This is a genomic window from Streptomyces sp. NPDC008238 (genome assembly GCF_042956445.1).
Classification (GTDB): domain Bacteria; phylum Actinomycetota; class Actinomycetes; order Streptomycetales; family Streptomycetaceae; genus Actinacidiphila.
In genome coordinates this window covers 1-12,985 of sequence record NZ_JBIBGK010000009.1, presented here as the reverse complement: position 1 = coordinate 12,985, position 12,985 = coordinate 1, and the positions used below count along the sequence as shown (strand labels likewise).

General features: G+C 74.0%; 11 protein-coding genes and 1 pseudogene. 5 read left to right on the top strand and 7 right to left on the bottom strand.

Annotated elements, in window-relative coordinates; translation table 11 throughout:
* Window positions 1-618 precede the first annotated feature (618 nt).
* From ACFZAU_RS20070 to ACFZAU_RS20060, 3 genes and pseudogenes are all read left to right on the top strand, one after another.
* Window positions 619-1,215, top strand: a complete 597-nt coding sequence (locus ACFZAU_RS20070; protein ID WP_500553268.1) for a TetR/AcrR family transcriptional regulator — start codon at window positions 619-621, stop codon at window positions 1,213-1,215.
* A pseudogene (locus tag ACFZAU_RS20065) lies at window positions 1,212-2,056 on the top strand (alpha/beta fold hydrolase). The gene ACFZAU_RS20070 and the pseudogene ACFZAU_RS20065 overlap by 4 nt, the downstream one beginning before the upstream one ends.
* Window positions 2,057-2,210: 154 nt before the next feature.
* Entirely contained in the window at window positions 2,211-3,164 is a 954-nt protein-coding gene (locus ACFZAU_RS20060) for a hypothetical protein (protein ID WP_500553267.1), read from the top strand.
* A gap of 132 nt (window positions 3,165-3,296) precedes the next feature.
* On the opposite strand, the gene ACFZAU_RS20055 is transcribed toward ACFZAU_RS20060, so the two are convergent.
* The 5 genes from ACFZAU_RS20055 to ACFZAU_RS20035 form a co-directional block, all read right to left on the bottom strand.
* On the bottom strand, window positions 3,297-3,836 hold the full coding sequence (locus ACFZAU_RS20055) for a YciI family protein (RefSeq protein ID WP_500553266.1): 540 nt from the start codon (window positions 3,834-3,836) through the stop codon (window positions 3,297-3,299).
* 79 nt (window positions 3,837-3,915) lie between these two features.
* On the bottom strand, window positions 3,916-4,548 hold the full coding sequence (locus ACFZAU_RS20050) for a TetR/AcrR family transcriptional regulator (RefSeq protein WP_500553265.1): 633 nt from the start codon (window positions 4,546-4,548) through the stop codon (window positions 3,916-3,918).
* 52 nt (window positions 4,549-4,600) lie between these two features.
* Complete coding sequence (locus ACFZAU_RS20045) at window positions 4,601-5,434, bottom strand: hypothetical protein (RefSeq protein ID WP_500553264.1); 834 nt, start codon at window positions 5,432-5,434, stop codon at window positions 4,601-4,603.
* Window positions 5,431-5,907, bottom strand: coding sequence for an MFS transporter (locus ACFZAU_RS20040; protein ID WP_500553263.1), 477 nt, complete (start codon window positions 5,905-5,907; stop codon window positions 5,431-5,433). The genes ACFZAU_RS20045 and ACFZAU_RS20040 overlap by 4 nt, the downstream gene beginning before the upstream one ends.
* A 150-nt stretch (window positions 5,908-6,057) precedes the next feature.
* The gene (locus tag ACFZAU_RS20035; RefSeq protein WP_500553262.1) at window positions 6,058-7,455 is read right to left on the bottom strand and encodes an FAD-dependent oxidoreductase; all 1,398 of its coding nucleotides are present in this window, start codon (window positions 7,453-7,455) and stop codon (window positions 6,058-6,060) included.
* 1,058 nt (window positions 7,456-8,513) lie between these two features.
* On the opposite strand from ACFZAU_RS20035, the gene ACFZAU_RS20030 reads away from it, so the two are divergent.
* On the top strand, window positions 8,514-9,155 hold the full coding sequence (locus ACFZAU_RS20030; RefSeq protein WP_500553261.1) for a hemerythrin domain-containing protein: 642 nt from the start codon (window positions 8,514-8,516) through the stop codon (window positions 9,153-9,155).
* A gap of 615 nt (window positions 9,156-9,770) precedes the next feature.
* The gene (locus ACFZAU_RS20025; RefSeq protein WP_500553260.1) at window positions 9,771-10,769 is read left to right on the top strand and encodes a helix-turn-helix domain-containing protein; all 999 of its coding nucleotides are present in this window, start codon (window positions 9,771-9,773) and stop codon (window positions 10,767-10,769) included.
* A gap of 7 nt (window positions 10,770-10,776) precedes the next feature.
* Here ACFZAU_RS20025 and ACFZAU_RS20020 read toward each other — a convergent pair whose 3' ends face one another.
* Window positions 10,777-11,850 carry a PP2C family protein-serine/threonine phosphatase gene (locus tag ACFZAU_RS20020; RefSeq protein WP_500553259.1) on the bottom strand — a complete coding sequence of 358 codons (1,074 nt, stop codon included), beginning with the start codon at window positions 11,848-11,850 and terminating at the stop codon, window positions 10,777-10,779.
* Window positions 11,851-12,298: 448 nt separating this feature from the next.
* Window positions 12,299-12,985 (bottom strand): transposase (locus tag ACFZAU_RS20015; RefSeq protein ID WP_500553258.1); only part of this gene is annotated, 687 nt, incomplete at its 5' end.

Genomic DNA, 12,985 nt, shown 5'->3' with positions numbered 1-12,985 from the left:
CCGGGATAACCGGGCCAGCCGTGGTGACCGTTATGTCCGTAGCCGGGGCGGCTCGGGCAGTACCCGGGGAAGTAGGGGAAGAGGAAGCACGGGTCGGCGAGACCGCTCCGGGCGTCGGGCTTCACGGCGCCCGCCTGACCGGCGTCGGCACCTTCCGCATGGGCGGCACCTGTCACAGCACTGGACGCAAGGGCCACGCCGGCGGCCATCGTCCACATCCGCAGAAGACCTCGGCGCCGCCGTTCGGACGCCCCAGACACGGCTATTCGGGACAACACGTCACCTCCAGGAAGGGGCTCGCGGGCGCGCGGCCGAAGCCGTCACCAGGAGAGGGAACCGTCAGGGACAGCGGCGAGCCCACAGCAAGAATCGCCCTGGGTAATGAGGTGTGCACATTCAGTAGCCAAAGCGGGTGACGGGACGTCGCATTCCCCGCGCGGAGCGCCCGCCGGGCAGCCGGCGGCAACGGGCGGCCCCCGACCCGCGCCAGGGGTCCTGGCCCGCAACGAGGCCCCGTGAGGCCGCCGTTGCCGCACCCTCTCCCCCGCGCCACATACTCGTTCGCAGAACCTAGGATCCCTAGGTTAAAGTGAAGCCCCCTAGGAAACAGGAGGGCGCATGGCACGAGCCGGACTGACGGCGGAACGGGTGACGGTCGCGGGCGCCGAACTGGCGGACGAGGTCGGCCTCGACCACGTGACCATGTCCCAGGTCGCCCGGCGGCTCGGCGTCAAGGACGCCAGCCTCTACACCCACGTCCGCAACCTCGAGGACCTGCGGGGCCGCATCGCGCTCCTGGCCGCCGACGAGAAGACCATCCTCATCGCCGAGGCCACCGCGGGCCGCGCCGGCAAGGAGGCGCTCGTCGCGTACGCGAACGCCTGGCGCACGTACGCCCACCGGCACCCCGGCCGCTACACCGCGACGCAGACCCCCCTGCGGATCGACCCCGAACTGGCCGCCGCGGCCCCCGGACCACGACGCGCCGTCGAGCTGACCTACGGCATCCTCCACGCCTACGGACTCGCCGAACCGGACCTCACCGACGCCGTACGGCTCCTGCGCAGCACCTTCCACGGCTTCGTCGCCCTGGAAGCCGCGGGCGGCTTCGCCCACCGGCGCTCGCCGGAACACTCCTGGCTCCGCGCCCTCGACGCCCTGCACACCCTCCTGGAGCACTGGCCCCGGGACCGAGACGGAGAAGCAGCCCCATGACGACGACCGACCCCACCACCGGCACCCTGCGGGTGGACGGCGCCACCCTGCACTACGAGGTACGCGGCCGGGGCCCCCTCCTCCTCCTGGTCCCGGGAGGCACCGGCGGTGCCGCGACCTTCGAGGACGTCGCCGACGACCTGGCCGCCGAGCACACCGTCGCCACCTACGACCCCCGCGGCATGTCCCGCAGCACCCTCGACGACCCGGACGCCGAGCAGCACGTGGCCGAGCACGCCGACGACGCGCTCCGCCTCCTCGACCTGCTCTCGCCCCACGAGCCCGCCTACGTCTTCGGTGCCAGCTCCGGCGCGATCACCGCGCTCCTCCTGCTCGCCGCCCGCCCCGGACGCGTCGCAGGCCTCGTGGCGCACGAACCGCCGGTCGTGGAACTCCTCCCCGACGCCGACGAACACCGGGCGCTCGTCGCCCGCGTCCGGGACACCTACCGCGAGCAGGGCCGACGCCGGCGATGGCGGCGTTCGCCGAGGGCATGAGGAAGGACGACGACGGCAGCGGCCCGGCGCCCGCGATCGAACTGCCCCCGCGCGCGGCGGCACGGGTCCAGCGGACCGCGGTCAACCTCCCTCTCTTCGTCGGACGCGTCGTCCCGGCCTTCATGGCGTACGTCCCCGACACCGACCGGCTCAAGGCGCTGTCGGACCGGATCGTCCTGGCCGCGGGCGAGGACTCGCGCGGCGAACTCCCGCACCGCGCCGTCGCCTCCCTGGCCGAGCGCCTCGGCACCGGGCTGCGCCTCTTCCCGGGCGGTCACGTCGGCCTGACCACGCATCCCGCCGAGTTCACCGCCCGCCTCCGGGACGTGCTCGGCGGCCGTTAGGCCCGGTCCCGACCCGATCGGGTGCGGTGGGGCTGCGGGGCGGCCGGGGCGGCTGTTCGATGGGCGGCAGCAGTCCCCGGCCCGCTCCGGCGCCCCGGCCCCGGCGCCCGGCGGGGCCGTTCGTACGGGCCGACGGCCGGGCAGGTGGTGCACCGTGGCACGCAAGGACGCTCCCGCCGGCCTCGACGCGGTCGCCGACGAGTTGTACCGGCTGCCCCCCGGCCGTTTCACCGCCGCCCGCAACACCCACGCGCAGGCCGCCAGGAAGGCCGGCGACCGGCCCCTCGCCGACCGGATCGCCGCCCTGCGCAGACCCACCGCCTCGGCCTGGGCCGCCAACCTGCTGGCCCGTGAACACCACGAGGAGACCGGCGCCCTCCTCGCGCTCGGCGAAGCCCTGCGCCGGGCCCACCGGAGTCTCGACGGGGAACAACTGCGCCTGCTCAACCGCCGGCAGAGGGAACTCGTACGCGCGCTGTCCCAGCAGGCCGGACGGCTCGCCGCCGATGCCGGGCACCCCCTCACCGCCCAGGCCGTGCAGGAGGTCGAGGAGACCCTGCACGCCGCGCTCGCCGACGCCGGCGCCGGCGAGGCGTTCGCCGGAGGCCGCCTCACCAAGCCGCTGTCGGCGACCTTCGACATCGCGGGCAGCACCGCGACCACACCCGTACGCGAGCCGGCCCGCCGCCCGCCGGGCAAGGAGCCGGCGAAGAGGCAGGCGAAGAAGGCCGCGAAGGCCGCCGACGACGAGGAGCGCGCCCGCCGCGCGGCGGAGCGCCGGCACCGGCGCGAAGAGGCCGCACAGGCCGGACGCCAGGCCCGCCAGGCCGAACGCGAGGCCCAGCACCGGGAGGCCGACGCCGCGGCCGCCCGGGCGGACCTCGACGCCGCCGAGCGCCGCCGCGCCGATGCGCAGCACCGCCTCGACGAACTGCTCGGGCAGGTCGAGGACGCGGAGCGGGCCCTCCGCGCGGCCCGCGACGATCAGGACCGCGCACGAAACCGGCACCGCGACGCCGGCGAGGCCGCCCGTGACGCGCGTCGCCGGGCCGGCGAGGCCACCGCCCACGCCGAGCGGCTGGCCGGAGCGCTCGGGAACGGGTCCTGAGGGGAACGCGGGGACCTCAGCCGGTGGGCCCGGGCCGGACCGGGCGACGCGCCCCGGTATCCCGGGCCCGGATCGCGAACGGCCGGATCGCGAACGGCCTGATCACCCACGGCCGGATCACGACCGGCCGGATCACGACCGGCCGCCGAACTGCCAGGGGTGGACCTCGATCCCTGCGTACGCGCCGGCCGTCAGGACGGCACGCGCGGTGTCCGGATCCGCAGCCCGGACGAGCGCGGCGGTGCCCAGCCATGTGCTGCCGTCGTCGGACAACAGGGGCCCGTACGCGATGAGTTCGTCCTGACCGTCCGGCACGACGAGGTCGGCGCCGCGCCCCTCACCGAGACCGAGCACCAGGTAGCGGCTGCCGCCGGTGCGGCCGCCGGGGAAGTCCCACATGGTGCGCCCCAGGAGGTTGCGCCACCGCCTCAGCAGCACGTCCCGGTGGACGCCGGCCTGGTGACCGGGCTCGTCGAAGGCGAACGCGCGGGCCGCCGCCGGGTCGATGATGTGCACGCTGCCGGTGGGCTCCCCGTCCTCGGCGGTGAGGGTCGGGCCGCGGGCGATCATCTCGCGCTCGAAGCCGTCCATGTAGGACCAGTGCGCTTCGAGCAGTTTCTGACGCAACGTCAGAGAGTCGGCCCGGTCGCGGTGGTAGCAGAAGAACTCCATGCGCCCACCCTCCACCACGGCGCGGGGCCGCGGCGCGGCATTTACCTCCGCTACCTCCGCCCACGGGGCCGACACCGGCTCATCCGCGGCCGGTGCCGCCGTGGCCGGGCGCCGGGGACAGCGCGGCGTCCAGGAGGATCTCGGCGGCCGCCCTCGCCACGTCCGCCGCTTCGGGGTCGGCGTCCATGCGCGCCGAGACGGCGCATCCGTCGTAGAGGAGGTGCAGACGGCGCGCCAGGGTCTCCGGATCCGGGACGCCGGCCTGGCGGGCGAGGTCGGTGAACAGGGCGCGCACCCATGCCCGGTAGTCGCGGGAGGCCCGTTCCGTGCCGCTGCCGACCTCGGCCTCGGCACTCGCCGCGATGAAGGCGCAGCCGCGGTGGCCCGGGCCCCTGAACGACTCCGACTGCGCGTCGAAGACGCCGAGGAGCCGGTCGCGCGGGGTCTCGCAGCGTTCGAGGAAGGCGAGGATGCGCGCGGTGGTGGCGGCGTGCCGCGACTGCAGGTAGGCGTGGACGAGTTCGTCCTTGCTGCCGAAGGTGTTGTAGAGGGAGGCCTTGGCCACTCCGGCCCGCTCGATGACGCGGTCGATGCCGACCGTCCGCACGCCCTCCGCGTAGAACAGTTCGTCGGCGGCGGTCAGCAGGCGTTCGCGCGCCGAGGGCCCGGCCCGGGTGTGCGCTCGCCGTCCGCTTGCGCTGTCGGCAGCCATCACGACCTCCTCCTCACCGGTCACCGGTACTCGTCCGTTCCCCGGGATCACCTTAGGCAATGCCGGGTCGTGACCGGTTGCCGCGCCGTTCGGTGAGCAGTCCGGTCAGGGCCAGCAGGGCCAGGACGATGACGGCCGCGCCGTACTCCCGGGCGGTGGCCAGCAGGCCCCCGGCGTGGACGACGAGGTACCCCGCGATCACCGACGGCACGCCAATGCCCAGGTAGGACACGACGTACAGCAGCGACAGCACCCCGGAACGCTCGTGGGCGGCGGTCAGCGGCATGACCGTGCGGATGCCGCCCTGGAAGCCGCCGCCGAAGCCGATCCCGGCGAGGGCGGAGCCCGCGAAGAACAGGGCGGACGAGCCGTTCTGCACGGAGACCAGGGTCAGGGCGACACCGGCGACGAGGGCGCCGATGCCGGTGAACATGACGCCGCGCGCGGGTGCCGCACGCAGCACGAGGGTCGCGGCGGCGGCCACTCCGGCCAGGACGAACAGGGCCAGCCCGCCGTACACGGCCGACGTGGAGTGGGTGAGGGTCCGTACGAGCGACGGGCCCAGGGAGGCGTAGAAGCCCGTGAGGGCCCAGACCGCGAAGAGGACCGGGGCGGCGTTGAGGACCGCGCGCCGCACCGTCCTGGGGAGCCTGACGTCCGGAACCAGCGTGGCCAGGGCGCCCGGGCCGGGTGTGAGGGTCTCGCGCATCAGGACGACGCCGAGTGCCTGCACGGCCATCACGACGAGGAGGGCCAGGTACACCAGGTGCGTCGGCGCGGGCAGGTACTGGACGAGGAAGGCCGACACCAGCGAGCCGGTGGCGGTGCCGAGACCCGGGGCGAGGGAGTTGGCGACGGTCCCGCGGCGGCGGTCGATGTCCATCATCCCGGCACCGATCGCGCCCAGCGCGGCCCCTGTCGAGAGTCCCTGGACGACCCGGCCGACCTGAGTTCCGGCACGCCGTGGGCGGTGGCGAACACCACCATCGCCGCCGCCTGCGCGGTGAGGGCCGCCAGCAGGACGGGCCGGCGGCCGAGGTGGTCGGACAACCGGCCCAGGGTGAGCAGCGAGACCAGGACGGCGATCGCGTACACCCCGAACACCAGGGTCGTCGTCACGGGGCCGAACCCCCACTCCGCCTGGTACACGGCGTACAGCGGGGTGGGGGCGCTGGAGCCCGCCAGGAAGGACACCACGATCGAGGCGAGCAGGTAGAACGCGGCCCGCGGCGGCAGCACCCCCTTGCGGGAGCTCCTCGACGCCGGTACGGCGCGGGCCGCCCCATGGCCGCCGGGACGGCCATCGGCCCGAAGGGCCCGGACGGTGTCGCGGTCCTGCGCGGTGCATTGCTCGGACATACCGCCGTCCCCTCGATCGAGTAGACAGGTCTGTTCAATCTCGCTGCACAGACCTGTCCAACACCGTCGGGAGGCGTTTCCTTCCCCGGGTACGCCCTGTGACGGGCGGCGCCGCGGCGACCCTCCGCCGCGGCCGTGCCGCAGCTGTGCTCAGGAGCCGGCGGGCCCCTGGCCGTTCACGGCGAGCGCCCGCTCCAGGAGAGCGGGGTCGCCCAGGGACATCGGGTGGGCCAGGCCGTAGAAGACGGCGCCGGTCGCCTCCGCGATGGTGGCGTCCGTCAGCGAGGCCTGCGCGAGCTGCATCATGCCCCAGCGCTGCTTCTGCACCTCCTCGGGCACCTCGGCCCCCTCGATCGCGTCGCGGAGCGCGGCGTCCGAGCCGGCCGACACGGCCCACACGGCGTCGACCGCCACGTCCTGCAGGGCGAAGAACCCGGTGGCGGGCGCGGCGAGGTCGACCGGCCCGTTGAGGTACTCGGACAGGCAGGAGGCGTGGAAGGCGGCGGACGTCATGCCCTGGGCGTAGGTGGCGTTCAGGGACGCCACCGAGTCGCCGACGCTCACCAGACGGGACGGGTAGCGCGACAGCCCCGTGAAGTCACGGCGCCGGCTGTCCGACTGGTGGAAGTTCAGGACGGCCCGGGTGACGGTACCGCCGGTCACCTCTGCGAACGGGTACGGCAGCTTCCGGCACAGCGCGCGGAACTCCTCGATCGTCCGGGGAGCGCGGCCGTCCGCGTGGGTCGTCAGCCCCACGAGCCACTGGCCGCCCTCGACGGGCTTGACCAGCGCGACGGCCAGGCCGTCGGGCCCGGGCGGCAGGGTGAAGCGCGCGCCCGTGAAGAAGGGCTCCTCCGCGTGCCGGCCGGTCCGCTCGAAGAGCGCGGTCGCGTAGTGGACCCCGGTCTGCATGCGCTGCAGCGGGGGCTTGTCGAAGCCCGCCCGCTCGACCCATTCCGGCGCCTTGCTGGACCGCCCCATCGCGTCCACCACGAACTCGGCGGGCAGCGTGCCGGCGACGCCGTCGACGGTGTGGCGCACGCCGGTCACCCCGCCGTCGTCATCGAACTCGAGGCCCGTCGCCTGCGCCGTCAGGGTCTCCACGTTGGGCAGGGCCAGGACCCGGCTGCGGATGCGCGACTCCAGGAACGGGCGGGTGCAGAAGAGGAACTCGGTGTCGCCGACGCGCAGTTGCTCCTGGCCGTCGACGTACATGGTCGTGCGGTCGGGCCGGAGAAGGACGCCGCCCAAGTCCCGCGCCTCCTGCGTGAAGCCCGGCAGCCAGCGCTCCACCTGTGCGAGCCCGCCGGGCTGCAGGCCGTGCACCTGGGCGTCGTGGGCGACGCCGGCGCGGGAGCGCCCGTCCACGTTCGTCGTGTCGCGCTCGACGATCACGACCTTCCGGGCGTGGTCCGCGAGGACACGGGCGGCCAGCAGTCCCGCGACACTGCCACCGAGCACGCACACCGTGTCGAACAGCACGGGGGGTCGCTGGGGCAGGTCCGTACGGACGATCGTGTCGAACACGCTGATGGGCGAGACAGCCACAAGTTCTCCTTGCCCCCCGATGGCGACGTGCGCCATCCCCGGGCTTCTCTCCGTGGCCGGCCACAGGCTCGGCCACTGCGGTGTGCAAGAGCATTGGTGCGGATCGGCTACCGCGACCGGGCGGGGCCGGCGGCGCTCGGGGAGCATGCGGCCCCCCGAGGCGTTCGCCGGTCTCCGCCGTCCCGGCCCGGTACGCCGGTAGGACTCCTCGCCGTGCTCCTGGGTGTGCGCGGGCAGGACCGCAACGGGGCCGGACCGTAACGCCCGGGCGGCGCGAGGAGGGACGGCTTCGGTCGACATGGTTCGAGCTCTCCTTCCCACCCCGCCACGCACGGGGGTCGCCGCACCCGGCCGCGACCGACGCGCGACGGAGCACAGGAGGGGGTTACTTGACGCGGCAAGTATATGCCCCAACCCGCCTGCCCTCCCGCCGCGTTGAGGGGGTGCGACTCACCCCCTCTCGACGCGGCAGCACACCGCCGGCGTCTGCTATGCCGCACACCCGGCGCCGCCACGGTGGAGGAGCCGGGTCGGCGACCGGCACCCGGCCGGGCCGGCCCGCACCCGCCGGCGAAGTCGTGGGCGGCGCCCCCCGACGCCACGGAGGCCGACGGGATCCGCCGCACGCCGCCGGGAGCGCCCGCCGGGAACCGCCTGGTCACGTGCCGAAGGTCACCACGAACGGCACCGCCCCACCGCACTGAGGAGGGGACGGCCGCGCCCGTCACGGTGGCAGCGTCAGACGACCCATGCGGCCGCCCGGGACCAGGGGCATTTGACGCATGCGGCCGCCGGGGAGCGACTGAGACAGTGGCCTGGGCCGCCGGAAGCCGCACTGATCTGCACTTTCCTCCGTCCTGATCACCCTGCGCACTCCGTGTCACCCGGCGGCACCCCGCCCGTGCCACCGAAGGCGGTCCGCACACCGAGGGCCGCCGGCGGGTGCGCGGGGCCTGCCCGATACGGGCCGCCTGGCATCGCGGGGGGATGCCAGGCGGCCATACAAGGAAGAGACAATGGCTCCACTCGTCGATGAACCCGTGGCCGATACGCGTGACATGTACATGGCTCACACCGCGATGCGCCGGGAGTTCAGACTGCTTCCCGAGCTCATCCGGTCCGTCACGCCCGGCGACACCCGGCGCGCCGAGGTCATCGGCGCGCACGCGGAGCTGGTGTGCCGGATCCTGCACACGCACCACGAGGGCGAGGACAAGCTGCTCTGGCCCAAGCTGGTCGAGCGGGCGGGCCTCGACGCGGAAGCCATCGTGCCGATGATGGAGCAGCAGCACCACGCCATCGAGGAACTGCACGCCGAGGTCACCGGACTGCTCAGGGGCTGGGTCCCGACCGCCCAGGGCGGCGAGCAGCTCGCCGAGGCGTCCGAGCGGCTGCTGACGGTGCTCATCCAGCACATGGCGCTGGAGGAGAAGGAGATCCTGCCGCTGGCCGCGAAGCACGTCACCGCGGCGGAGTGGCACCAGCTGGGCGAGCACGGGATGCAGAACACGCCGAAGAAGGACCTGCCCCTCGCCTTCGGGATGGCCATGTACGAGGGTGACCCCGAGGTCGTCAAGGCGGTCCTGGCGACGGCCCCGCTGCCGGTCCGGATCATCGTCCCCTTCCTGGGGCGCCGCCGGTACGCGTCCCACGCCCGGCAGGTCCACGGAACGGTCAGGCCGCCCCGCATCGGCGCCTGAGGCGTCCGGCCGGCACGCGGGCCCGGGAACGGCCGCGGCCTCGCCGTACGGAGCGGGAACCCGGGACCGGCACCCGGCCGCACCGCCCGGCGGGCCGGCCAGCCCCGGGTTCGCCGGGCCTTCCGCCCACGGGCCGCGCGGGCCTGCGGAGTTCCCGAAGAGACGTGCGGCCGGCTGCGGGCTTCCTGCACGTCCCGGGCAGCCGCGCGCGTTCGCCTTCCCCGTCCGCCGGCCGGGCCCGGCGCCCGGAGCCCGCACGACCGCGCTCCAGCAAGGGGACGTCGGCGCAACCGTTTTCGGGTGCGGAGTACGACCCGGTCGAGGTGGCACGACCACCGGTCCGCGCACGGCGGCACGGCACGGCGCCCCCCTTCAGCCCGTCTTGTATGTATTGACCAACAAATGTGAAGAATGTATCAATCACGCCGTTTCGTGTTTGCGGGTGTCCCTCGCAATGTCTGCGGATGTCCCGTATTCCCGGCCGTCAGGGCCGTCGACGGCCGCTGCCCGGCCTACGGTGGCCGCGATGGGGTTCCCCGTGCGGACCGCGCCCGATGCGGAAGCGCCGCCGGGCCCCGGGGAACCGGGCAACTCCGCACAGTTCGCGAGGACATCGTGATCGAAGCATTCTGCACAGACATCCAACCGCCCGCCGAGCGCGCCGAGTACTGGAGGGACGCCGTCCAGCGGGCGTTCACCCGGCTGGACATCCGCACCGCGGAGACGTCAGAGCTCCACGGGGCGATACGCCGGACCTGCCTCGCCGGCGTCCAGGCCGGCTTCCTCGAGGCGAGCCGGCAGCAGATGGCGCGCACCGCGCCGCTCATCGCCGCCGACGGCGACGGCTCGCTCATGGTGAGCCTGCAGCACAGCGGCGGCAGCGTCGCGGTCCAGGACGGCCGGGAGACGCTGCTGTCCGCCGGCGAACTCGTCATCCTCGACAACCGGCGGCCCTACGTCCTGGACTTCACCGGCCCGGTCCGGCAGCACGTGGCCACGGTCCCGCGGCAGATGCTGGACCTCCCCGACTCCCTCCTGCGCCTGGCCACCGGCCGGGCCTATTCCCCCGGCCAAGGGATCGGCGGGGTCCTCGCCTCGTACGTCGACGGGCTGGTGACCACGACGGACCACTGCATCTGCGCGCAGGACGCGAACCGCTTCCTGCGCCAGGGCATCGTCGACGTGCTGACCGCCCTGGTCGCGCTGGAGGGGACCACCGGGGAGCAGTCCGCCGCGGAGCGGGCCCTGCTCCAGCACGTCCGCGCCTACATCCGCGGCCACCTGGACGACCCCGCCCTCTCCCCGGCGTCGGTGGCGGCCGCGCACCACGTCTCCGTCCGCTACCTGTACCAGCTCTTCCAGGACGAGCCCCTGACCGTCGGCCGGTGGATCCGGCGCCTCAGGCTGGAGGCCTGCCGCAGGGACCTCGTCCGGCCGGAGTTCGCCGGGCGGACCGTGGCGGCGATCGCGCACCGCTGGGGCTTCGCCAGCCACGCCCACTTCAGCCGCACCTTCCGGGCGGTCTACGGCCTCTCCCCCGCGGAGTGGCGGCAGGCCGGTGGCCTGCAGGCCACGCCCCTGCAGGCCACCGCCCACGTCCCCCGGCAGACCTGACAGGTCATCAATCCTGCGTCAGCTGCCCCGTGTCCTCACGCCGGGCCTCACCGGCGGGCCGGGGCAGCGCGGCCGCGGCCGGCTCCTCCACCCGGGTCAGCGCGACCATCGCGAGATCGTCGGCCGGAAGCGCGCCGGCGTGCTCGACGAGGTCCCGGAGGATCTCCCCGAGTGCGTCCGGCAGGCGATCGTGGTGGGCCAGGCCGTGCCGCACCCACCGCCACGCGGTCGCACGGTCCAGCAGCGGGTAGCAGTGCCCGGCGGCGTCGCGGGCCTCGACGAGCCCGTCGGTGTAGAGCAACAGGGTGTCGCCCGCGGCCAGTTCGAAGCACTCCTCGACGGCTCCGCACTCCCGCACGGCGCGCAGTCCGAGCGGGGGCGAGGGACAGCCCGCCACCAGGGCGACGCTCCCCCCACGGGCCCGTACCGGCGGCGGATGCCCGTGGTTGACCAGGCGGGCGAGCCGCTCGCCGTCGCGGACCTCCAGCAGCAGCGCGGTCACGAAGCGTTCGTCGGTGTCGCGGGCGCCGTCCTCGCTCTCGGCGAGGTGGCGCAGGAAGCTCTCCTCCAGGCGCGCCGACAGCTCCGTCAGGTTCGCGGCGCGCGGCGCCCATTCACGGAACGCCCCGAGCACGGCGGCGACGTCCTCGAAGGTCGGCAGCCCCTTGCCGCACACGTCGCCGATGATCAGACGCGTCGTCCGGCCGTTCCGTGCGACGGCGTAGAGGTCCCCGCCGACCTGTCCCCGGCCCCCGCAGGCCCGGTAGACGGAGGCGAGCCCCAGTGCGCCGATGCGCTCGGGGAGCGGCCGCAGCAGGGTGCGGCGCACGGTCTCCGCAACGGCACGCGCCCGCGCCGCCCCGTGGCGGTAACGGTCCTTCACACGGCCCATCACCATCGCCACCGCCCCCGCGGTGACCAGGGGGGCGAGTCCGCAGGCCAGACTCGGATGCGAGAACAGCGGCAGCGTCACGCAGACCGCGCACAGCGCGAGGATCCACACCACGCCCCCCACGACGGCCAGGTTCCGCATCTGTCGTCCGTCGTCCGAATCCTCCTCGAACTGTTCGATGTCCGGCATCGGCGTCACTTCCTCAAGGTCCGTGCGCGGGGCCGGGATCCGGCGGATCCACGAGGGTCCCGGACCCGCGCGGTGGCGTCCCACTTGTGAGGGACACCTCCGACCGTAGGAGGACTCGCTCCGGGCACCTTGCCCCGTTGTGCACCGTCCCTTGCCCACCCGTGCAGTGGCCGCGCACCGCGCCTCGGGGGTGGTCCGCCGGCGGCGCCTAGGGCGTGTCGTCAAATGAGCGCCGGCCGCCCGAAGGGCGGGCCCAGCGGCGTCTGGTGTGGTGCATCGCAAGGCGGAGAGTCGTCCTCGTAGTGGGCTACTCGGACGATTCGACAACGCAGCGAGGTGCCGTGCCAGGCGTCGCTGGGCAGGCGGGCATTTGACGACACGCCCTAGAAGACTGGTGAAGATCTTGGTGTGGGGCTGTTCGGCCGTAGGCCGGACAGCCCCTGTTTTGCTATGCGGTGGCCGGGTTGAGGTGCCAGATTCCGCCGGTGTGGGTGAGTCCGAGGTTGATGAGCCGGCGGAGGTTGAGGGCGGCGGCTCGGGTGTGGAGCCAGGTGTCGTTGGCGATGGTGCCGCGGTAGCGCAGGCGGCGGTTGCCGTGCTGGACGAGCCAGGCGACGGCGCGTTCGACCGGTGGTCGCCAGCGGCGGTAGTCGGCCTGCCATGCGGGGTCGGTGGCGGCCTGGCGGCGGGCGGCCGCGAGGAGGTCGTGGTGGGGGCGGATGGTCAGGATGCGTCCGGCTTTGGCCTTGGTGCATCGCTGACGCAGTGGGCAGCCGGTGCACCGGTCCTTGAAGGCGGCCGTGCGCTGCTGGTGCCGGCCGCCGGGGTCGGACAGAGCAACGGTGTGTCCGGCGGGGCAGGTCACCGTGGCGGCGGTGGTGTCGATGGTGAAGTCGTCGAGGGTGAAGCCGCCAGGGACGGCCGCCCGGAGTGGGGCGGGCTTGAGGAACAGCCGGTGACCTGCCTGTTCCAGGGCCTGGCGGGCCTGGCCGGTGGAGTAGGCGGTGTCGCCGAAGGCGTCCACCGGCCCGTCTTCGTCCGCGAGCAGGTGCAGGCCGACGGTGGCTTCGTGGTGCTCGGGGCCGGCGCCGGGCGTGAGGGTGACGGCGGTGTATAAGCCGGTCTCGGGCTCGAC

Excerpts from the sequence above, each read along its gene's own strand:
- ACFZAU_RS20055 (WP_500553266.1), bottom strand. The coding sequence starts at position 3,836 with ATGGAGTTCTTCTGCTACCACCGCGACCGGGCCGACTCTCTGACGTTG.
- ACFZAU_RS20030 (WP_500553261.1), top strand. The coding sequence starts at position 8,514 with ATGTACATGGCTCACACCGCGATGCGCCGGGAGTTCAGACTGCTTCCC.
- ACFZAU_RS20045 (WP_500553264.1), bottom strand. The coding sequence starts at position 5,434 with ATGATGGACATCGACCGCCGCCGCGGGACCGTCGCCAACTCCCTCGCC.
- ACFZAU_RS20070 (WP_500553268.1), top strand. The coding sequence starts at position 619 with ATGGCACGAGCCGGACTGACGGCGGAACGGGTGACGGTCGCGGGCGCC.
- ACFZAU_RS20050 (WP_500553265.1), bottom strand. The coding sequence starts at position 4,548 with ATGGCTGCCGACAGCGCAAGCGGACGGCGAGCGCACACCCGGGCCGGG.
- ACFZAU_RS20020 (WP_500553259.1), bottom strand. The coding sequence starts at position 11,850 with ATGCCGGACATCGAACAGTTCGAGGAGGATTCGGACGACGGACGACAG.
- ACFZAU_RS20040 (WP_500553263.1), bottom strand. The coding sequence starts at position 5,907 with ATGTCCGAGCAATGCACCGCGCAGGACCGCGACACCGTCCGGGCCCTT.